Origin of the sequence: Streptomyces sp. SID3343 (assembly GCF_009865215.1) — a bacterium.
Lineage (GTDB): Bacteria > Actinomycetota > Actinomycetes > Streptomycetales > Streptomycetaceae > Embleya.
In genome coordinates, this window is sequence record NZ_WWJX01001646.1 from 1 (window position 1) to 22,258 (window position 22,258).

Annotated in this window: 11 protein-coding genes and 2 pseudogenes; 7 read left to right on the forward strand and 6 right to left on the reverse strand. The window is 67.6% G+C overall.

Going from position 1 to position 22,258, the window contains the following annotated elements; translation table 11 throughout:
* Both GT354_RS52315 and GT354_RS57015 read right to left on the reverse strand, forming a co-directional pair.
* A partial coding sequence (locus GT354_RS52315) for a PH domain-containing protein (RefSeq protein WP_161365612.1) occupies positions 1-389 on the reverse strand: 389 nt, incomplete at its 3' end.
* Positions 390-499: 110 nt separating this feature from the next.
* A complete protein-coding gene (locus tag GT354_RS57015) occupies positions 500-6,658 on the reverse strand; it encodes an RHS repeat-associated core domain-containing protein (protein WP_161365614.1) in 6,159 nt (2,052 codons plus the stop codon).
* Between the two features lie 769 nt (positions 6,659-7,427).
* Between GT354_RS57015 and GT354_RS52325 the strand changes: the two genes are divergently transcribed.
* Entirely contained in the window at positions 7,428-10,388 is a 2,961-nt protein-coding gene (locus GT354_RS52325; protein WP_161365616.1) for a VCBS repeat-containing protein, read from the forward strand.
* A gap of 407 nt (positions 10,389-10,795) precedes the next feature.
* Positions 10,796-11,242 carry a hypothetical protein gene (locus GT354_RS52330; protein ID WP_161365617.1) on the forward strand — a complete coding sequence of 149 codons (447 nt, stop codon included), beginning with the start codon at positions 10,796-10,798 and terminating at the stop codon, positions 11,240-11,242.
* An 82-nt stretch (positions 11,243-11,324) separates the two neighbouring features.
* Here the strand turns inward: GT354_RS52330 and GT354_RS52335 are convergent, their stop codons facing one another.
* A complete protein-coding gene (locus GT354_RS52335) occupies positions 11,325-11,573 on the reverse strand; it encodes a hypothetical protein (protein WP_237536311.1) in 249 nt (82 codons plus the stop codon).
* A 78-nt stretch (positions 11,574-11,651) separates the two neighbouring features.
* On the reverse strand, positions 11,652-11,777 hold the full coding sequence (locus GT354_RS56250; protein ID WP_272924068.1) for a hypothetical protein: 126 nt from the start codon (positions 11,775-11,777) through the stop codon (positions 11,652-11,654).
* Positions 11,778-13,632: 1,855 nt separating this feature from the next.
* On the opposite strand from GT354_RS56250, the gene GT354_RS52345 reads away from it, so the two are divergent.
* Positions 13,633-14,175: an alpha-ketoglutarate-dependent dioxygenase AlkB gene (locus tag GT354_RS52345; protein ID WP_161365620.1), complete on the forward strand. Its 543-nt coding sequence runs from the start codon at positions 13,633-13,635 to the stop codon at positions 14,173-14,175.
* Between the two features lie 428 nt (positions 14,176-14,603).
* Here GT354_RS52345 and GT354_RS52350 read toward each other — a convergent pair.
* Positions 14,604-15,862 (reverse strand): annotated as a pseudogene (locus tag GT354_RS52350) (IS110 family transposase).
* 1,281 nt (positions 15,863-17,143) lie between these two features.
* On the opposite strand from GT354_RS52350, the gene GT354_RS52365 reads away from it, so the two are divergent.
* Positions 17,144-17,386, forward strand: a complete 243-nt coding sequence (locus GT354_RS52365; RefSeq protein ID WP_161354318.1) for a hypothetical protein — start codon at positions 17,144-17,146, stop codon at positions 17,384-17,386.
* A gap of 73 nt (positions 17,387-17,459) precedes the next feature.
* Here GT354_RS52365 and GT354_RS52370 read toward each other — a convergent pair whose 3' ends face one another.
* The gene (locus GT354_RS52370; RefSeq protein WP_161354317.1) at positions 17,460-17,783 is read right to left on the reverse strand and encodes a hypothetical protein; all 324 of its coding nucleotides are present in this window, start codon (positions 17,781-17,783) and stop codon (positions 17,460-17,462) included.
* Between the two features lie 907 nt (positions 17,784-18,690).
* On the opposite strand from GT354_RS52370, the gene GT354_RS52375 reads away from it, so the two are divergent.
* The 3 genes and pseudogenes from GT354_RS52375 to GT354_RS52390 form a co-directional block, all read left to right on the forward strand.
* Complete coding sequence (locus tag GT354_RS52375) at positions 18,691-19,032, forward strand: PadR family transcriptional regulator (protein WP_161354316.1); 342 nt, start codon at positions 18,691-18,693, stop codon at positions 19,030-19,032.
* Positions 19,029-19,568: a hypothetical protein gene (locus GT354_RS52380; RefSeq protein WP_161354315.1), complete on the forward strand. Its 540-nt coding sequence runs from the start codon at positions 19,029-19,031 to the stop codon at positions 19,566-19,568. The genes GT354_RS52375 and GT354_RS52380 overlap by 4 nt, the downstream gene beginning before the upstream one ends.
* A gap of 275 nt (positions 19,569-19,843) precedes the next feature.
* A pseudogene (locus tag GT354_RS52390) lies at positions 19,844-22,258 on the forward strand (DUF4365 domain-containing protein); the annotation flags it as partial.

The window sequence follows — 22,258 nt, forward strand, 5'->3', positions numbered from 1 at the left end:
GTGGTCTGTAGCTGTACGCGGGAATCACGCGTCGCACTCGTCGCATGCCCGGCCAGGCAACTCAGGCCCACGGTGCGGCCGTCGGCGAGTATCACTTTCGGCATGTTCGACGGGGTGACCGAACCCTCCGCGGCTCCGGTGTTGATGTCGACGATGTCGTCCCACCGGATGGTCCGACGCGAGACCACCCCGCGATGCACCAGTCCTTTGGGCAGGATCCGGACTCCGCAGAGGAGACCCTGCACGACCCCGACGGCGCCTGTCGCGAAGTAAATCGCACCTGTGAGGGTGTGCGCGGAAGCGGTCGCGAGTCCGATCAGACACATCAGCAGGCCGAGTCCGACGACAGCGAACCGCCAAGGACTCCGCAACGTCTCTGGATGGCCCATGCCACTTTCCTCTCCGTCGCGATCGCGATCACGATCACGACCATCGAAGCCTCACGGACGAACGGCCCGCGGCGCGCGGAGAACGCGCGCCGCGGGCCCGCACAGCACCGCTACTCGTTCATTTTCCGAACGGCGTTGATTATCGTCGGTACGCTCCCGGCGAGCATGTAGCCGGGGTGGAACGGCATCGCTCCCTGGAAGACCGAGAATCTACTCATCGGCAACCCGGCCATGGTCGTCGGAGTCCGCTTGACCAGATCCAGCAAACCCGGGTTGCCGGTGGCGCCTTGCAGGAATGGCGCGGCCTTGGGAATCGCGGCGAATCGCAATGCGACGGCCGTGCCACCACTCATTCCGGTCACCACGCCGTCGAAGGCGATCATCCGCCAGTTCTTCTTGAAGCCGCCCTCGTCATGGATCGTCTGCTCGGTTCGCACGCCGTAGGCGGCTGCCTGCAGGCCCGCACAGGCGGCCCAGCCCACGGCCGGAACGAAGCAGCCGGCGGTGGCGCCGACTGTGGCGAGTAGTCCTCGATGGTCGGAGATCCATGCACGGGTGGGAGCGAAGGCCGAGTCGAGGCACCTTGCCATGGCGTCCGCCGAGAGGCAGCCGTCGACTTTGTCGTACGCCCAGTTCACTCCGCTGGACACTTTGTCCCCGACCCAGTCCGCGCCTGCGGAAACCTTGTCGGTGAATCCCTTCTCCAGTTGACTCGCCTTGCGTTCCAGCCAGCTCTTCTTCTTGCTCGGCTGGTCGCTCTTGGGCTTGTCCCGCTTGGGCGGAGGCAGGCCCGCATCGGCTCGGGTCGACTTGCCTACCGGCAGGCCCAGGGCACGCCGCTGGGACTTGAGGCTTTCGACGTCTCGAACCGCTTCCTCGTGTGATTCGCCGCGAATGGTCTCGACGGTTCCGGGGTCGTAGTGGTTGCACTCGGTACTGGGGCAGTAGTCCAGGCCGCTGGGGTCGCTGTAGGTCATCGGGTTGTTGGCCGCGTACGTGTACCCGTGCATCTGTGCGGGACGCGTTTGGTCGAGGACGGGGTCGACCGAGACGAACCGGCCGATGCCCGGGTCGTATTCGCGGGCGCCGATGTGGGTGAGCCCGGTGACATCCTTGGGCTTGCCCAGGAATCCCTTGTCGTCCGGCCACTGGCCGGGAGCCGTGCCTTGCTGGGGTTGGTTGCCCCGGGGCGCGCCGAACGGGGTGAGCTTGCGGCGACTGACCTGCTGAGTGGCTCCATCGATCACGGTGTCGGCGCTGCCGTGCGGATCGGCCGCCACGAACGTGATCGTCGTGCCGCCGGTGGGCTTGGCGACCCGTTGGGCCACCATCTGGTCGGCATGGCTGTAATAGCGTGTCCCCGACACCTTGTCGTCGGACTTGGTCCAGGTCAGCTCGGTCTCACCGAGATAGAGCGTGGTCTTGTCGGTGTCCCGACGTAGCAGCCTGGTGCCGTCCGCGTCGTAGGTGTACGTGGATTCCCGCGCGCCTTCGACGGCCTTGGCCAGGTGTCCTTCCTGGTCCCAGGTGAGCGTCTGGTCGCTGCCTGCGAGCCCACGTGTGCTCGTGTTGCCGGCAGCGTCGTAGCCGTACGAGTTCGTGGTCGTGCCGCCCGGACCCGTCGTGTCCACCGAGCTGACCTTGTGTCCGACGTTGGTGTAGCTGTCGAGCGTGTCGGCGGTGCCCGCCAGGCCGTGCCGGGTCTCGGTGTTGCGGTTGCCGACCACGTCGAACGTGTAGGAGGTCCAGTAGGGGTCCGGCCCTCCGACATTGCCGTTCTGGCCGGTTCGGGGTGCCCGGTTGCACTGGTCGGTCGCGGTCCACGCGTCGGTCATCCGGCGCAGCGCGTCGTAGCCGAAGCACTGGGTGTCGGTGTGGACCGCTCCCGCGCCTGCGCCCTGGACCTCGGACGAGCGAGTCAGGTTACCGGCCGCGTCGTAGGCGTATGCCGTGTCGGTGACCTCGACGGGCAGGGTGTCGCGCGTCACCTTGCTGCTGACGATTCTGCGGGTGTGCGGGTCGTATCCGTAGGACTTGTAGACCCGCTTGCCGGAGATGCTCATGTCGACGCGCACGGCCGAACCGTAGTTGTCGTAGAGGGTGTTCTGTACATACGAGATCAAGCCCGAGGTACTGACGGGCAGTTCGGTCGTGTTGTCGAACGTGGAGCGGATCGTCTCGGCGGGCAGACCGCCCACGGCCGGCAGGTCCACCATCTCTTGAGCGCCGGTGCGATCGTTGTAGTAGTACTTCGAGGTGTAGCTACCCGCGAGTTTGCCCTCGCTCGGCGGGATGGTGAGGGTGGTCTCGGTCGGTTGATAGCGGTCCGTGTAACCGGTCACGGTGGCGGTGTAGGTGCGTCCGTCGACGGTGCGCGAGGTCGAGGAGACCTGTCCTCGGGCAACGGTGTCGAACACCCAGGAGGACAGGACCGTTGCGCCGTTGCGGACGGCGACCTTGCGGCCGAGGTCGTCGTAGTCGTAGGTCAGCGTGACATTGCGCGAGTCCGTCGACGTGAGTTGCCGGTCGGCCTCGTCGTAGGTGATCGACGACGTCCCCTTGTCCGGGTCCGCGATCTCGATCTTGCGGCCGCGGACGTCGTACGCGTAGGTCCAGACGTTGTTGCCGGGGTCGGTCACCTTGGTCAGCAGGCCGCGGTCGGCGTACTGGTAGGAGGTGGACTGCCATGCCGTACGGTCCGCGTTGGTGTACTCACGCAATTCGGTGGTGTTGCCGCGCGCGTCGATGAGCGTGGTTTGCGCGATACCACCCGGCGGTGGCACGACCGTGGTGCGGTCGCCGCCGTGGATGGTGGAGATGCGAGTTTTCTCGGTACCCAGATACTTGCTGATCACGGTGGTGATCCGGCCCAGTCCGTCGAACTCGTTCCAGGCGGCGTTCGGAACCCCGTACGGATCGCCGGTCACCAGTTGGGGTTGAGGCGACCCGGTCGCGTAGTAGGGGTTGAACACGCGGGACGTCCAGCCGCGGGTGTCGTAGAACGTCTCGCCGATCAGTCGTCCGCCTGGAGTCACCTCCTGGGTCTGCCGCGCCCGCAGCAGCGAGTCCTTGATGTCGTAGGAGGTTCGGTAGGCAGAGTTGTGCATCAGCTCCTGGGAGGTGGTCACCACCGGAGCGTCCTTGGCGACCGTGTACGAGAACTTCGCGGTGGGGAAGTTCTCGTGGCCGATTTTGCTCCATCCCGGTCCCCATATCGCCGTGATACGGCCCAGGGCGTCGTAGACATTGTCGGTGCGCTTGCCGTTGCCGTCGATCACGGCCGTGGGCAGACCGCGACGCGGGTCGTACTCGGTCGCGGTGACGGCCCCCAGCGGATCTTTGAGTTCGACTCTGTTCGGCTGCTGCGCCGACGCGGGACTGTAGGTGGTGATCGCCTCTTTGCCGAAGACGTTCCTGGTGGATACGACGCGACCGTAGGTGTCGTATCCGACCTGGTTGGTCAGTTGCGTGCCTGAGCCGTCCGCCTTGATCGTCTCGGTGCCCGTGGCCAGACCTTTGCCGGGCGCGGCGCCCACCGCTCCGAGGTCGTAGCGCGTTCGAGTGTCGGAAACGACGTCGTGAGGGCGCGAGGGCGGTGTCGCGCAGTCGACGGCGACGACTTCGACGCGTGAGACCGTGTCGAGGATGTTGGCACCCACGTTGCGCGCGTACTCGGTACGCGTACAACGCTCGTCACCGGTGACGGCCGAATCGCCGGCATCGAGCAGCTGCGTGATCATGCCGTACTGGTCGTATGTCTTGCTCGATTCGGTGCGGCGCCATCCTCCGTCGGCCAAAGCGGTGCGGGTGGTCTCCCGCTCCACCGCGGTGTACATCGCGACCTGGTCCGGCAGACCCGGGCGAGTACGCGTGGCGGTCGCGGCCGAGTGCCACGGTTGGCTCGTCGAGGCGGACACCAGGGGGCCGCCGTCATAGTCGTAGGTACGGGATTCGCGTGCCATCCCCTGGAAGGTCGGGTGGTCGGCGACGGCTCGATTCTCGGAATCGAGGACCTGGACGCCGTCGAGTCCGCGGAAGTAGGTGCTCTCGGCCAGGGTGCGTCGGTCCCAGCCGGAACCGGTGCGGATCTTGACCGTCGAATATCCGTGGTAGTCGGAGTAGGTGCGGCGCTCGGGCTTGACCATTTCGTTCGTCGACTTGGTCCAGGCGGGCGAACCGACGTACTCGTAGTCGGTGACCTTGGCGGGCGCGCCACCGGTGGTGTCCTCGTCCCGTACCTGGGTGACGACGTACTTGTGGAACCAGTCCAGAACCGGTTGGGGCAGGCCGCCGAGTTGGGCGAACGTCGGGTAGCAGCGTCTGCCGTTGGTCTCCGGGGCGGGTACGTTGCCGACGCCGCAGTCCTTGGCCGAGTACTCGACCGCCGTGACACCACCGGTTTCGGTCGACACGGACTTGACCCGCCAGCGAATGAACGGTGGGGCTCCGTCGTTGAGGCCGTCGACGCGGTTGTCGAGTTGCACGCCCTCGAAGGTGATCGGTGGCATGACGACGGGATTACCCGTACCGGCTTTGCCGGTACGGGTGATCGACTGCAGCCACAGCGGGGCCTCGGTCGCGTTGTCACCGGTCGGCTTGAACGTCTGGCCCAACGTCCACACGTCCACGTCCTGATGGGTGTTGCCGACCAGGACCTTGGTGGTGACAGCGGCAAGTCGCTTGCGCGACCAGAACGTCGGCGCGGCGTTGCCCAGGCAATTCTTGCCCGCGTCGCAGTTTTGGTCGAATGGCACGTCCGGCCAGTACTTGGTGGTGTCCTTGCTCGGATCCGGATCGGTCTTGAGCTGCGCCGGGTCGCAGGTGATCGTGCCAGTGGGCGTGCAGCGCTCGGTCACGTCGAACCCGACCAGCAACGGCGCGGTGGCGAACACGTTGTCCGCGCGCAGGCCGTACTCGATGCGATCGAGCCAACCGCCGCGCACGTACTCGGTGTTGGTCCCCTGCCCCGAACTCGTTGTGAAGTTTCGGGCGTAGCGGTTCTTCTCCTGGCTGTAGTAGTAGGCCATGGCGTTGCCGCGGGGGTCCACCACATAGTCCAGGTTCCACCGCCAGGCTTGTTGGCAGTACGAGCCGGCGTAGTCGCCGTTCTTGTGGCACGGTTCCCCCGGGTTGTTCCCGTAGACGGGAACCGTGAAGGCAGAGCGGGTCTCGGGCTTGCCGGCAGTCCAGCCGGGGAGACGGTTGAGCCCGAAGTAGTACTGCACGCCGTCGGCGGTGGTGATGCGCCAGTGCTCCCCGTTGTCGTCACCGTTCGCGGTGTCGCTGGAGGCGTTGTCCAGTTTCTCCACCCGCGAGCCGTCATCGGCGGCGGGCTTCCATATGCCCGACGCGTCGTGGACGAGTTCGGTGGACTTGCCGTTCAACGACATCGTCGCGTTGTCGCTGAACCAGCACTGATCCCAGGTTTTGACCGTGTTTCCCGCCCCGTTGCCCATGTCCTCGCCGCACGGCGTGTAACTGCGTTCGACGTAGTTGCTCGCCAGCTCCCAACCGTCGCCTACCCAGCCGGCCTGGTTGTTGGAGATCGCCGAACGCCCGTCCAACGCCTGTGACGAGTACGAGAGTGCGAGGTCGGGCTCGGGGCCGCCCAGCCCCTCGGGGGTGGCGATCGGCTGACTCCAAGAGAAGCCACCTCCGGAGCCGCCCGCACTCCACGATCCCGACGGCGCGAGCGTGGTCGCCGTGTAGTCGCCAGTGGCTCCCGATGCCTGCGCGGTGGCGGCCAGGACGATACCGCCGGTGGCGAATCGCGAGACGGGCTTGGCCACAACGGGTCCGGTGGAGGCGTCCTTGCTCAGATCGACGCGGGCCGAGACGGTGTTGCGCCGGCCGTCGTTGCGCGCGGCCAGCGGGGTACGTCTTTGACACTCGGGCAGCTCGGGCGTGGACAACGCGCAGGCAGGCAGTTGGACCAAGGTCAGGCGGGATCCCCAGCCACCACCCATGGCGCCCTCGAAGCCTGCGTAATCGAGTTCGACGTCGATCACACCGGTGGTGCCGAGCGTGGGGGTTACCGTGAACAACATGCCTTCGACGCCGGCCTTGAGGGCGGCGGAGCGCTCGAAGCTCTCGACCGTGACGGCGTCGAGCGCGCCGACCGTCGACGAACGCCCGGTCGTCTCGACCGCGCCGATCCGTACGGGGAGCTTCCCGGCCCTGGTCGGCTCGGCGTTGACCGCCCTGGTACCGGGCAGCCGTTTTCCGGCCAGTTCGACCCGAACCCTCTCGCTCTCCGGCCACGCAATCACGGCCGGTTTGAACGGCTGAGCAGTGGCGGGTGGCGAGCCTTTACCCTCCACCTTTCGCACGGCGACCGGTGGATCCTTGGCCGGATTCGGAGCGGCCGTTGTGCCGGTATTGTCGCCGACTGCGGCCGGCGACATACCGGAAGACAACGAAGAGAGCAATATGGCGGACACGGCCGCAGCGGACAATCGAGCCAAAGTTCGACTACCACGTCGATTGCGGAATGATCGAGAAGTGTGACCAGTCAACTTGTTTCCCGGTTCCAGGGTTGCTCCCGGCCGGGGCCCCGCCTGGAACAGACGGATCGCTCTGCCGGGCAACACGGTGAGCGATGGCCGCGTGATCAACGGGCCGCAACATAACGTCATCACGCGGTCGCGCTCAAGAGCCGGTTCCCGGATGACGATCTCGATTACGTGTTCTACGTCACATCGAAAAACTCCTGTGTCCGGTTGGTTGCCGACTCGCGTCAAAAGGCCACCCCGGTGACGATGTGTCGATTTTCCAACGACTCGTCCAGCCCGCCCAGGCGAATTGCGACACCCTCAAAACGGGCAAAGAAAGAGAAATATGGATTCGCGCCCTCGGTCGTTCTTTCGGGGGTCTCGGGAATCGTCAAGCACCGTGATACAGATCACAATCGCTTCCTGGTAACGAACGGGATAGTTTTCCCCTCCCGTATTTGCCTTCTTTCCGGAGTTTCCCGTGTATTCGAAGACAGCGCACGGCCCGCCGCTTTCCCGAAGTCGATGGCCGTCCGTCGCAATGGCGATGACCATGGCATTGGGCCTCGGCCTGCTCACCGTTCCCGCCGGAGCCGCTGCCGGAGCGCCGGCCCCGACCGAGGCCGCCGCAACGACCACGGCGGCAGCCGAACCGAACGTCAAGGCCACTCAGCCCGAGGCCGCTGCCGAGGCGCGTCGGACCGGTCGCCGGACCGAGGTCGGCTCGCTGCGTGCCGAGGCGACCCAGGTCTTCGCCAACCCCACCGGTACATTCACCGTCGAACAATCCCTGCGCCCCCAGCGCACGAAGCGCTCGGGCACGTGGGTACCGGTGGACGCGACTCTGGTATTCGCCGCCGACGGTTCGGTGCAGCCCGTCGCATCGACGATCGGGATGACGTTTTCCGGCGGCGGTGGCAAGCCGATCGTCGAGCTGAACAACCAGGGTCGCAAGCTCGCCTTCTCATGGGACACCGCGCTACCCAAGCCCACGCTCAAGGCCAACGTCGCCACCTACACCGAGGTATTGCCCGGTGTGGATCTGGTAGTGGTGGCCGACGTGGACTCGTTCTCCGAACAACTGATCGTCAAGAACGCCGAGGCGGCCCGCAACCCGAAGCTGGGCGCATTGAGGTTCGCCACCCGAACTGCCGGCGTGGACGTCAAAACCGATGGTGATGGCACACTGCGCGCCTTGGATGCCCAGGGCCGCGAGTACTTCAATGGTTCTCAACCCCGAATGTGGGACAGCAAGCCCGCCGCTCAGGCTCGCTCCGCCGGCCTGGGCACGTCGCTCGCGACCGACGCCGACCCCGGCCCGACCACCGCGATGCCGGCTCGGATCGCCGACGGCGCCCTGGAGATCGTGCCCGACCGGGCACTGCTGACCGCGTCGGACACCGTCTTCCCCGTCGTGATCGATCCCGTATTCGGCGGCTCCATGCAGAACTGGACGTTCGGCTACAAGCCGTACCCCGCGTCCTCGTACTGGAACGGCGCCAACTTCAACGAAGGAGACGGCAACTCCTGGACCGCCGTCGCCCGCGTCGGGTACGAGTCGGACACCGGTGGCACCGCACGCTCCTTCTTCCAGATGGACAGCCGGCCGCTGTGGGATCTCAAGATCGCCTCGTCCACGTTGCGCATCAGGGCGGATCACTCCTGGTCGTGCACCAAGAAGGCGATCTCGGTCTACGACACACCTTCGATCAGCGCCTCGGTCACGTGGAACAACACGACCGGCTGGTGGACCAACAAGATTGCGACCGCCAGGACCGGATCGGGCGGGGGAAGCAGTTGCCCCAGCGGTCCCGTCGAGTGGGACGTCACCAGCGCGGCACGATCGGCGGCCGCGAACCACTGGTGGTCATGGTCGCTGGGCCTGCGCGCCGACGACGAGAGCACCGTCAACTCCTGGACCAAGTTCGTCGCGTCGAGTGCGGTGATGTCCACCGAGTACAACTCCGTCCCCAAGGCGCCCACCTCCTACGCCACCAACCCCTGGACCCCCTGTGGCGAGAATCCGCCGTTCGGCACCATCGGCGACACCCAAGTGAGCTTGAACTCTCGCGTCGAGGATCCCGACGGTGGCACCGTCTACGCACACTTCGCGTTGTGGAGGATCGGTGACAACCCGAACATCGTCGACACCCGGGTCGCCGTCTCCAGCGGTGGCACCGCAACGCTGAACGTACCGACCAACCTGCTCCCGACCGGCACGTATTCATGGTTCAGTCGCGCCGAGGATCCCGCCGGCGACGTCTCGGCCTGGGCTCCGGTCTGTCACTTCGTCGTCGATCGCTCCCGGCCTTCCGAAGTGCCGAAGGTGACGTCGACCAAGTTCACCGCCGACGCCGCCACCACCGGCAAGGCTCGTGAGACCGGGCAGTTCACCTTCTCCGCCAACGGTGTTGCCGACGTCGAGGACTTCGAATATTGGTCCGACTGGGACGGCAACCACCAGACCGCGGGAACCCCGTGCACCGGGTGCGACCGCTCCCTCGATATCCGGGTAGCCCTCAACGGCGCACTCAACCTGTACGTCCAGTCCAAGGATGCGGCGGGCAACCGCTCGGACATTGCGATCTACAGCTTCTGGGCGAACCGGCAGGGCTTCACGGACAAGCCCGGCGACCTCGATGGTGACGGCAACACCGACCTCCTGTCGGTTACCCCGGACGGGGAACTGCGCCGTTATCCCGGCACCGGCCAGGGCACTCACGCGCCTGCGCGCACGTCCAGCCAAGTGGTCGACGTCGACGGCGCCAAGTACTGGCAGGGAAACCTGATGACCCGATACAGCGACTGGAACGGCGACGAGTACGAGGACGTCCTGGTCCGCCGGCGGGACCCGGTGACCAACGCCTACAAGCTGTATCTGCATCCGAACAACGGCGACGGCTACAGCTGCATCAGTTGCGGCACCGGTGTGCAGGAGTTCGCCCTCCGGGACCCCGCGAACGACCACCTGCAGAACGCGGATCAGATCCTCGCCATCGGCAATGTGACCGGCGACGATACCGGTTTGGGTGTCGGCTACCCCGACTTCGTGGTCAGCAGCGGTGGTCTGCTCTGGCTCTACCAGGGGTCCGGCCCCAGCCTCATCCTCGACTACCCCAATCGCGAGCCCGTCCTGATCGGTTCCTCCGGCTGGGACTCGATGACACTTGCTGCCCCCGGCGACGTCAACGGTGACACGTATCCCGACCTGTGGGCGCGCGACAAGAACACCGGTGAACTCTTCCTCTATCCGGGCGTCGAGCAGAACAGCGCGACCGCCGGTATCGGTCTCGGTGGCAGCCATCGGGTCCTGATCGACAGCGGGCTTCCGGGCACGACGACTCCGCACCTTGTGGCCACGGACGCCAACAACGACGGCACATCCGACTTCTGGAGCTACCAGAACACCGGCGACGGCTCGATGTACGTGACGTGGGGCTCCGGCCCGACCGGCTTCAGCAGCTTCCAGCGCACCGGGTACGGCTGGCAAAACTATTACATCTTCTGATCCGAAGGCGGACCGGAAGAGTTGTGGTTGTCGGGCGGGATGAAGGTTGCGGATCCCCATGATCGTGCCCGCGGCCGAGGTCCTGCCCAACAGCACCCAGGAGCCTGGCCGCCGCGGGTTGCCCGTCCATATCGGATTTTCGGTCCGTTGATCGGCCGTCCGACGGGATCGTGGTAGAGGTCGGCGTCGTGGGACAAGAGCCGTCCGTGTCGACTGTCTTTCGGCCTCCGGGGCGACTGCGTCGATATACGAAAGGCTCCGGGAACCGAACCTCGGTTCCCGGAGCCTTCGTCGTGCCGAGCCATCCGGCTGGGATGCCTCCCACCCCTGGCCTTCGCTGACGAGCGCCCGCGTGTATTACTGAAATTCCGTGTGGGTGTGTCGGTGGTGTGTGTGGGGTGTTGTCGGTGTCGGCGTTGGTGTCGGCGTTGGGTGGACTGTGGTTCGGCGGGAACCGGCTCGGCCCGGTCCGCAACGCGGCGGTCGCGGCCGCGGCGGCCTGCGCGGCGATGGCGCCGGAAAGCATCGCCAGGGGCGAGTGCGAACGCAACCTGCCCGTCTTGCTCGACACCATCGACCACGCCCTCACGACACCCGAGTGCCTGTTCCGAGGAGACCCGGTATGGCCAGGTCGCCCGCCCACGCCGAGATCCGTGATCCACATAGCCGACCTGCGCGACGCGCTCGCGCGGGTGATCCCTCTGCTTGCTTTCTCCGCCGGACAACTGGCGACCAACGACCCGCAATTCGCAGCGGGGCGCATGACCACAGCCGATGAATCGACGATCACCCTGACGCGTACCGCCCCCGAGTGGCGGGCTCCTGGACGAAACTCGATCCCGAATGGTGTGTGAGGTTCCCGCCGGGAAGTGGTGAGGTTTCCGGGCGGGGCGGTGGAGGAGCCCGCCGCCCCCGCCCGAACCCGGTGCCCCGCTCTCAGGTCCAGCGCACGCCGAGCGCGGCGAGCGCGTCGAGCCACTCCGGCGGGAGGGCGGCCCGCTGCTGCCACGCGTTGACGAGGCCGACCCCGACTTTGAGCGGGTGCGCGTCGCCGCCGTGTTCACGGTCTCGACGTGCTTGCGCGGGACTGTCAGGTGCCCCTCGCGCTCCCGAAAACGCATCGGCTGCGGCGAGAGTGCGAGTCCACCGATCGGCCCTCGCCGCAGCCGGCGCGGGCTGTTCCACCTGTTCGGTGACAAGCGGCCCAAGGCGGAGTGACTGGGCATTCGGAGACGACGCGCCCACACCGACGTCTTCCTCGTACTACCACTCGGCGACCACGCTCTGGTCCCCGCCCAGGAACGGTTGTTGGAGGAACTCCTGCACCCGCGCGGGCAGGTTCCCCAGCACACCCGCCTCCATGTCGTCCAGGCCCAGGTCGGCCGGCACCGCCGGGTCCCGCGCCCGCGAGAGGCCGAACCCCCGGGGCCTCCCACGCACAGACCGGGCGGGCGTCCATCGACCCCCTGTCTCGGGATCGCGGCGGGGCCGTCGTCACGGGCGTGACGCGGCCCCGCCCCACCACGCGCGGGCTCCGGTCAGCCGGACTTGCCGCAGAACGTGTGCTTCATGATGCTGTCGATGGCTCTGCCGTGGGCCGGACGGGCACGCGAAGAGACGGACACGCTTGTTCCTCCCGAGATCCGAGGGGGGTTGACGGACCCAAACCTTCCGTTCGACCGTGAGCCGCGTCATCGTCCTCGCGAGGGAGGGAAACTCCCGGGACGATGCGCACGAACACCGCGATCGTCTCGGGGACTTACCCCCAGGGGAACACCCGGAGAACGCACGCGACCACTGCCCCTGCTCGCCGTGAGCCTGCCGCCGCTGCGCCGCCACGCGCACTCCGGGCGGCCGAGCCGGTAGTGGTCGGGGCCGGGGCGGGCGCGGGCGCTCGAGCAGGCGTGCCTGGACCAAGTGCTCGAGGTGGCGAAGGACCGTCCGGGGCGAGAGTTCGGCCTCGGCGGCGAGGCAGCCCACCGGGATCCGCACCGAGCGACCGTGGTCCGTCAACGTCCGCAGGAGCCTGTCGCACGCGGCGTTGCCCGCCGACGCCATGTCCTGCGGCGGCGAGATGTCGCGCGCCGCGACGAGTGCGTCGGTGGTGAGCCGGCGACGTGATTCGGGGCCTTTGGCGGTGGACCTCAGGGGGTGTCGGTGGCGCATTCGTGGTCGGTGGTGCAGGGGGCGGCGGAGGATTCGGTCGGGGGCTCCCCGGAGGATCTCCCAGACCTTGGCGTGGTCGTGGACCATGTCGGCGTGCGATCCGCGGCCGGAGTAGGAGACCCGCGCGGGTCCTCTGCCGACGCCGGTGTGGGGGAGGGGACAACGCGCCCGTGCCGGGGACGGTTCCCTTGTGGAGGCGGTGGTGTCGTCGCCCTTTGGACTCGTGCGCGGCCTCCGGAGCGGACTTCGAGGTCCTGCGCGTACGCTCCGGGTGAACCGTTGCGGTCTGGGTGGGCCTCGGAGCGCAGCAGGTCGGCGACCGCGGGTCGCTCCGTGTCCGCGGCGACCGAACGGTGCGGGATACGGCGATGAGGTTTGGGGCCCGTCCGGTCCGCCTGTGAAGCGGACGCTTTTGGCGCCGACACGACGAACTAAGGAGCTTCGGATGTTCGATCTCGAACCGCAACAGGCCGCCGGCAAGGTCCTCTTCCGCTTCGGCATGTCGCTGGACGGGTTCGTGGCGGCCCGAACCACGCCATGGACTGGCTGAACCGGGGTCACCGGCCGCGACGGCGTGGAAGAGGAGTACATCGAGACCACCGGCGCGGTCCCGGGCGGGCGGAGCAGTTGGGGCCGCGACCCGAGTGCCCGATCCTACAGCGAGGACTGGAACGGCCCAATCTTTCGTTTTCACCCACCATCCCGAGGACGCCACGCCCGCCGACGGCGTCACGTTCCTGAATTGCGACGTGGGCGAGGCCGTACGCATTGGCCTGGAGGCCCGCCGCCGGCAAGGACCCCTCAGGGTCCTCTCCCCGACACTCGGCCTCCAACTGCTCGAACGCGGCCTGATCGACGAGATCGACCTGCACATTGCTACCACCCCATGGCGCACAGGCCCAGAACGCCCTCCACCTACACTCAACTCGGTCGAACCGCTTGACCAAAACACAGGGGCACCCTCCGGCCCAGGATCGGCCGGCGTCGAAAATCCCTGTGAGTTGGACGCGGACATGGACGATCATCGGCGATGACCACGCACCACGACTCACCGTGGTGGTATTCATCTGGAGAGACGATGGCACCACCACCGCTCGACGTTCGCCTTCTCGCCGGCGTATCGGCCGACCCCGACGCCGACTTGGCCTTTCTTTCGGCCGGGGTCGTCTGGGACGACCGCATGCGGGCGCGGCGAACGGCCAGCTTCGGTGTGCCATACAATTATGCGGACCGGCGCCACGCGCCGACACCGATGCCCCCTCGGATCGCCGCGGTCGCGGCCCGGGCCCAGGCGCATGCCGGTCATCCGTTCAACAACTGCCTGGCGAACCTGTACGAGACCGGCGACAACACGATGGGCTTCCACCAGGACTCGTACGAGGACCTCGCCGCTGGCAGTGCGATAGCGATCGTCTCCCTCGGCGCAACGCGCCGCCTGGTGTTCCGTAGCCTCGATCGTGTGCACGAGAGGGAATTCACGCTCGCACACGGCTCGTTGATGCTCATGACGGCCGTGACCCAACGCGGCTGGACCCACGCCGTCCCGCGCGAGCGCACGGCCGGGCGCCGCGTCAGCCTCACCTTTCGACACTTCGATCAGCCGGCCACCCGAGTCCCGTGAGGGGCGCGGGGAGAACCGCCCGCGTCGAATCCAGAGCCGTTTCCGCGCCGGGCATCCCGGAACAGGCGGGTGTCAGTCCCGCAGGTGATCACCCCTGACTCCGTCGATGACCTCTCGCACGCACCGCGTCGATCCCCTGCCGACTGATCGGCCACAATGCCCATCGCATTGCGAACGCCTGGGAGCCACCGCCGCGTCGGCCGCCCCCCACACCTCGCCTCGCCCGCGACTGGAACCGCAATCGCGCCGCAGCCGGGCACAACCTCGCCTCGGAGGAACCCCGAGCTACAGCCCGGCTCCTCCTGAGCGTCATCGACGCACCCGGTCACGCTGATCGTCGACTCGCAGTCGGTCGAGGCCGCCGAGACGGTGGGCAGGGACAGCTGCGGCTACGACACGGGGAAGAAGACATCGATGCGGAAGAGTCGTCAAGCCGCCAGGGTTGGATGGGCTTCTCGTGGCGTCGGGAAGGCGACGGCCTCGTCGAAGTGGGTGCGCCGGGTGAGGCAGTGATGGAGGCAGCCGATCATGCGGTTGAAGAGGTTGCGCTGGGCTGCGGTGTGCCGGTCGCCGGCTTCGCGGCGGCGGTCGTAGTGGGCCCGTGCTCCGGTTGAGTGGGACAGCGCCGAGAAGGCCCACATGTAGCCGACCCCGGCCAGTCGCCGGTTCTTGACCCTGCGGGCCATGACTACGGTGCTCCTGCCGGAGGCCCTGGTGACGGGTGCGGCGCCCGCGTAGGCCTTCAGGCCCCGGGCGTCGACGAAGCGGGAGCGGTCGTCGCCGATCTCGGCCAGGACCCGGGCGCCGCTGAGTGGGCCGAGGCCGGGGAAGCTGGTGATGATCTCGGCGTCGGGGTGGTCCTGGAACGCCTCGGTGGCGGCTTCGGCGAGGTCTTCCGCGCTGGTGCATGCGGCGTCGAGCTGGCGCAGGAGCGCGAGTGTCTGCCTGCCCATAGCCTGTTCCACCAAAGGGAGTTGGTGCATCATTGGCGCTCTGAGGGCGGTGAAGAGGCGCTCAACCTCGGCGTCGATCGTGTTCTTGCGGCCGGCCTTCTTCACCAGGGCCCGCAGCTGGGCGCGGGTGGGTCTGGAGGCCTCCTGCGGGGTCGGTGCCGCGGCCAGAAGGACACGGGCGATCGGGTGGAAGATTCCTTCGCGGCGGTTGCTCACGGCGCCAGGTAACCGGGGAAGTACTCGCGCAGGTGTGATGTCAGCTTGTTGCCGGCCTGGGTCCAGTCCCAGACCGCGTTCTGCTGGGAGCGTGCGAGCACTGCGACGGCCTGGACGAGCTCGCCGTCGGCGGGGAGGCGGCGGTGGGCGTCGGCGTCGGTGCGGAGAATGTTTGCCAGCACCAGGGCGTCGAGGTGGTCTGCCTTCTTGCGTGTGACGGCTCGTCGGTCGCGGTAGCGCGCGGCGGCCATGGGGTTGATCGCGTACACGGAGCGGCCGGTCGCGCGCAACGCGGTGACCGGGAGGCCGTGCGAGGTCTCGATGGCCACCGGGATGGGGGTTTCCGGGGTGTCACCGTGTTCGGCGAGTATCTGGAGAAGCTCGTTCATGCCGTCGATGGTGTCGTCGATAGGGGCCCGGGCCTTGAGCGCGCCCGATTCGTCCGCAACGGCTATGTCGTGGTGGTCGCTGGCCCAGTCGATGCCGCAGAACACTCTCACTTGCTCCAGTTCTCTCATCTGCTTCCTGCGTTTTAGCTGGTCAAAGCCGTGCAGGGCATGCGTCTCTCTAATGGAAGGGCTCGGTGACCCGACATCCGATCAGTCGTTCATGACCCCAGCGACCTGCGGGGCCCTCGGTCTTGAACGGAGCTGATGGCTCTGATCACGCAGGAGGTGGTCCCCGCAGGGGGCTTGAACCATGATCATAATCGGTGATCGCAGGGCGGCGCTCGTCGCCGACGGCGAGCGCCGGCACACGTCAGTCTTCTTTGAGGGCTCACGGGCCCGGATCAACGGAGGACGTTGTGCTGACGCCGGCGGCCGGCGACGGGCAGGGCTTCAGCCGTGCCCAACTGCCGCCCATTAGGTCAACGGGCGCAAGAGACGCTTCGCCGTCGACACCAAGGGCCTGCCCGTCGAGATCATGGTCACCGGCGCCGACATGAGCGAACGCGACGCGGCCCACCAGATGCTCCGGCGCATCCGCCTCACCCAACCGCAGATCACACAGATCTGGGGCGACTCGGCCTACTCCGGCCAACTCGTCACCTGGGTCGACGACTTCCTCCGGATGACCCTCGGGATCGTCTCCCGGCCCCAAGGACACGGTCGGGTTCGTCGTCCTGCCCCGACGCCGGCGGGTCGAGCGCACCCTCGGCTGGATCATGCGAGTCCGCCGCAACGTCCGAGACTACGAACGCCTCCCGCAAATCGGCGAAGCCCACCTGAACTGGTCACTCATCACCCTGATGACCAGACGCCTGAGCCGCAAAGGCCCCCGAACCGACTCCTGGACCAAGAAACCGCCGAGCTCGCGCTGAACACGGAACCCCGACCCATTCCGTCCTCGAAGCCATCGACACCCACACGCTCACTGGCCCGCCTCCGGCGAGGTCAGTGCCGCCTCGGGGCACGCAGAGCCGCGGGTTGAACGGTCGTCTTCGAAAGCACGCTCTGACCGTACGGGGCCGACCCTGCGCGGCCACGGCACTTCGAACCACATCCGCCATCGTCAAGACTGTGGATCGGGGGTGCGCTCTGGGGCCCTCGACCTGCACGGATCTCGTCGAGAGCAAGGGCGGCCTCTTCCCGAACACAAGCGTCGGGGTGGGTGACGAAGGGGCTGATCGCCTCTTCGGCGGCGGGATCCTGTGTCGAGCCGAGGATGCAGAGGGTGTGTACCAAAAGTTCGTTCTGCAGGGTCGGCTCGATCGGGACCAAGTCTCCGAACAGTCGTAGGGGTAGTCGGCGGCGATTGAACGCCTCGCAGATCGAGTTGAGCGTGGCCTCCCGAACTCCGTGGTCCGCGTCGCGGACGAAGAGGGCGACCAGCCGTGCCACGGCCAGTTCGGCGTCGGCCTGCGACAAGGCGGTGCCTCGCAAGAGGTCGCCAAGCCCATCGGCGGCCATGTCACGCGTCCGGGTGTCTTGGGCGTCCAGCGCTTCCAGCACTTCGCTCAGGTTTTTCACGCGGTGATCTCCTCACAACGGTTCGCCGGAACACCGCGCCCGAAGCGGGTTCCTCTTTTCGACGACCTTTGAAGAACTCTGCGCTCCCGGCCAAGGCCGTCGGCCAATCCGGATCATCCAACCGATCCGAACTCACGACAAGCCTTTAAAAACACGCTCTGAGCTGAGCCTTCAGCGGGGTGTCCGCACGAAGCGCGTCGAGGTAGCTGCGGATCATCCGCGCCAGGAGATCGACGGTGGCGTCCGCGGCGTCGACGGACCCGATGTAGGGACGGTGGCGGGGCGCCGCCGCGAGCAAGGCCCGCTCGGCGAGGATCGTGCGGACCGCGACAGCAAGGCGCTCGGCCGAGCCGAGCTCGTTACGGGCGACCGCCTGCATCGTCCGGAAGAGCACGTCGCGCACTCGCCGGACACCACACCCCGTGCAGCGGATCAGATCGAACGTCAACCGGAAGGCCCTATCAGGCATGAGAGTCTCCACGCCCGGTGCCGAGACAGTGGCGGGGAAACGGGCAGAAGAACATCATCGGCCCGAAACCCGATGCCGGGCATGGGGTTTTTCAAACCCGGCTGAGGTGTGCACCTCCGTGCGGGTGTGGGACACGGCCGCCGGTGCACCGGCGGGGAACCCGATTACGGAGGACGAGCAGGTCCGGGCGGTGGCGAGTGCTGTCGTGGACGGCCGCCCCGTGGTCGCCTTGGGCGCAGGCGCCGAGGACTCCGACGTGCGCGTATGGGACCCCGCCGACGGGCCGTCGGTCGGCCTGCCGAAGAACCGGTATTCCCCACATGCGCCGCGATGGCGTGCACCGTTTTGAACGATCGGCCGGTCGCGGTGACCGCCGGTTACGGCCATGCGGTTCGCATCCGGGACCTGATCACGGGCCGGCCGATCGGCGAACCCATGACCGGACACACCAGTTATGTAACGGTGGTGACGTGCACGACCCTGCACGGCCGCCCGGTGGCCGTCACCGGCTCATTCGACGAGACCGTACGGGTGTGGGACCTGGAGACTGGACGCCCCGTCGGCGAACCGCTCGTCGGCCACGGTAGGTCGTGGATCGATTGTGCGAATCGATGGCGCTCGCGATCATGCCGGTGTGCCTTTTCGGTCTACCCGGACTCGTCCCCGGGATACGCCGGTGACGCCGGCCGGCAGTGCGAGCGCGTCGAGCCGCAGCCACCGACCGTCGGCCGGCGTGAAGCGGAGGACCGGGTGTCCAGGAGCGCGTGTAGGGGCCGGTGCCCGGTGGTGCGGGCGCGCTCGACGGTCAGCGGACCGGCCCCGCACCCATCGCCCCTGCCCGCCTTGCGCTGAACCCAGGGACAGTCCTGGTGCCGTCATATATCGGTGAGTGATATATATGGCGACCATGAAGCCGCTGAGAGAGCAGAGTTACCTCATCCTGCTCGCACTGGCCCCCGAGCCGCTGTACGGCTACGGGATCATCGCCGCCGTCCACGAACTCTCCGACGAGAGAATCCGGCTGGGCGCGGGCACCCTGTACGGCGCACTGGACCGGCTCGCCACCGACGGCCTGCTCGCGACCGACCATGAAGAGGTCGTCGACGGCCGCTTCCGCCGCTACTACCGGCTGACCGGCGCGGGCCGCCGGGTCCTCATCACCGAAACCCAACGATTGGCCCAGCTCGCCCGACGAGCCACGGGCCGCCTCGGCATCCCTCCTTTCGCGACCACCCGGGCAGGACGATGAACGATACGTACGAGAGCCGCTGCCGCCTGCTGCTCCACGCCTACCCACCCCGCTACCGGGCCGCCCGAGAGGCCGAATTCCTCGGCACCCTGCTGGACGCCGCCCCACCCGGCGCGACCCGCCCCTCGATACGCGACTCCTGGGACATCGTCCGCGGCGGTCTGACGACCCGGCTGCGCAACCGGCCCGCGCCCCATCACTGGCTCGCCTACCGCCTCAGCGGCACGCGTGTCCCCTATCGGCACCGCATGTGGGTCCGCGACGACGCCCTCGGCCGCTTCTTCGTCCTCCGCCGCAACATCGTCAACGTGCTGGCCGTGTGGGGCGGCATCACACTCGTCATGAACCTGGGCACACCCGGATGGAACCCTTTCGCGGCGGAGCACGGACCCACGCGGTGGGTTTTCATCGCCATACTCGTACTGGCGATCCTCAACCCCCTGTGGGCCAAGCGCGACCGCGCCCGCATACTGCGCAAGCACGCGTTCGCCGACGACGGAACCGATCCGACCGCCCTGCCCCCGGACCGCCCCTGACCCCGCGACGACTCGGCGCTTGGGGCTTTTGGAGGCAACACCTGGCCGTGCGCCCGCACGAGCGGCAAAGCAGCCGGCGCCGTAACCCCCCCGAACGCGGAAGTCCTGTGCGCCCGTGTCGCGTACAGGACTTCCGCATTGCGACCGACCATCGCCGGCCGAAACAACGCATCACATCCGCCGTGTGCCGGCATGATCGGAAGCCTTCGAGGATTCCGATCGTGAGTCCCATGACATGCGCGCGACCTGGTCGAGGGCGTCGAAGGCAGGCGAACATGATCATCGACTCCAACCACGACACCGACCGTCGAGGCGTCAGCCTGGTCAGTTTGCGCGTAAGCGAGCCGGGATGGCTCTTTCGCGAGCAACAGGTAAGCGATGTCGGCATCGACGCGCACCTCGAAGTGGTCGACGACAGCGCCGACGGAACCTCCGCGCGCAACGCCACCGGCCGACTCCCGGCCATGCAGATCAAGTCCGGGCCGAGCTTCTTCCGGTACCCGACGGACACCGGATGGTGGTTCCCCTGCAAACCCCCCACGCGGACTACTGGCGCGGCCACTCCCTACCCGTGGTGATCGCCCTCGTCGATCCCAGGACGCAACTCGTCTACTGGCAACACGTCAACGAGACGACCCTCGTCGACACCGGCGAGCACTGGAAGATCCACGTTCCCGCGGCCCAGACCCTGGACCCCACCTCCGCGCACATCCTGGGCCTGCCCGCACGCACCGCCCCCGACCGCGACGCCTTCCAGACCGCCCTGGACGCGCTGCCCGGCGAAGCCCGCGACAACCTCCTACGCGCCCACGCCGACAACCGCCCCCACGCCCTGCCCCTCGCGACGCACCTGGCCCACGCGCCCAAGCCCAAGGACGTCGTGACGCGCCTGCTCGACGACCCGCCCCACTGGATGCCTCTCACAGGCCACTCCGACGCCTCGGCGGCGACGAGCACGATCATGGCCTACGCCGTCGCCCACCGCCTGGGCTTCACCGCGCTGCGCACGATCGAAACCGCCGCCGACGCCGCCAGACAACCTGCCCGCGCCGCCCGCCTGCGCGCACTGGCCGCAGCGCCGGCCATCGAACAGCCCCCCACCGTGTCGACGAACTCCTGCACGCCGCCCGGGAACACAGCCCGGTACTCGCCTCCGTCGTCCGATCCCTCGCCGACGCGAACGGCCACCACCCCACCCGACTCCCGGCGCCCGTCCAAACCGCCCTCGACGCCCACGACCGCACCGTCTTCGGCGACGCCACCGTCCTGGCCTTCATCTCCCAGGCCAAAGGCGCCGCAGGACACCACGACCAAGCCGAGGCGTTCATGGAACGCGCGCTGGCCCTCGCTCCCACCGACCCGGACCTCCAGACGAATCTGGCGGAGACCCTGCTGCGCCGCAACGCCCGAGGAGCACCCCACCAATTCCTTCTGGACGGCCACCGGGCCCATCACCTGGCCTTGGCCGCCCCGAGCGGAGATCCGCCGCTGGTCGGGACCCAGTGGCAGGGCCGCCCACATCCTCCTGCACGCCCGGAGCACCAACCACGACACCGACGGGGCGCTGCGCACCGCCATCGCGCAACCAGCCGGAGAAGCCCTCCCGCACGAACTGGAGCACCCGGCGCTGCGCCTGGACGCGGCACGATTGGCGTACCGCAGCGGTCGACCGGAACTCGCGCGAGAGATCGAACAAGGCATCGACGACGAGGGACTACGAACTCACCTCGCCGCCATCGCCCTCGAAGCCGATGCCGCCACGGACCACCAGGCACGCGTCCTCGCCTGGACGACGGCCGCCGAAGCCGCACAAGACGACGAACAACGCGTGACTGCGGCCATGGAACTGGCCGCCCTCGGCGTATGGCCGCTTTCCGACCTCACACGGCTGCGCGACCTTGGCCACGTGCCCCCCATGACCTACGACATCCACCACGCTGCCGCGCTGACCGCACAAGGCGACACCACCGCCGCCATCCGCGTCCTGCGCCGCTGGGAAAACACCGGCGCTGCGGCGGCACTTGCCCTTACCGACACCTACGCCCGCGCCGACATGTGGCTCGAAGCCGCTCGCGCCTGCGAACGCGCCGGAATCCGCTTCGGCGACATCAATCAGCGCCTGGCCGCCGTCGGCCTGTGGAGACGCGCCGACGACCCCGTGCAGGCCCGACTCCAAGCCCTGACCCTGCTCTCTCGACCGCTGCTGCCGATCCGCGCGAGACGCCACCTGCGCCACGAGGTCCTGGCCTGGGCACGAGAACGCGAAGACTGGGTCGACACGGAAGACCACGCCTGGGCCGGTATATGGGAGGAGAGCGGAGTCCACGACCTCGACGACGCGCCTCCCACTCCCCTCCCTCCTCGAGCCGCAGCCTTCGCCTGGGTCGCGATCCACGCGCAGATCAACGCCCGCCGCCTCGACGCGGCCGAAGACACCAACCGCCGATTCCGCCCATCGATCGAGAACCCGGACCAGGCCCGGATGTGGCTGCTGCTGAAAGCGGAGACCGGGTGGGACACGACCGCAGCTGAACAGGGCCTCGACCTCGCCGACCGGTTCCGAACCGATACCCGGCTGTCGGAAGAGATCGCCGGCGCGATGCTCGGCGCCACCGCGGGCCCGGCAGACCCCAACAGCTCGGATCGTCCCGAGCGATTGGATCTCACCGAGGGCCAAGTCGATCGACTCC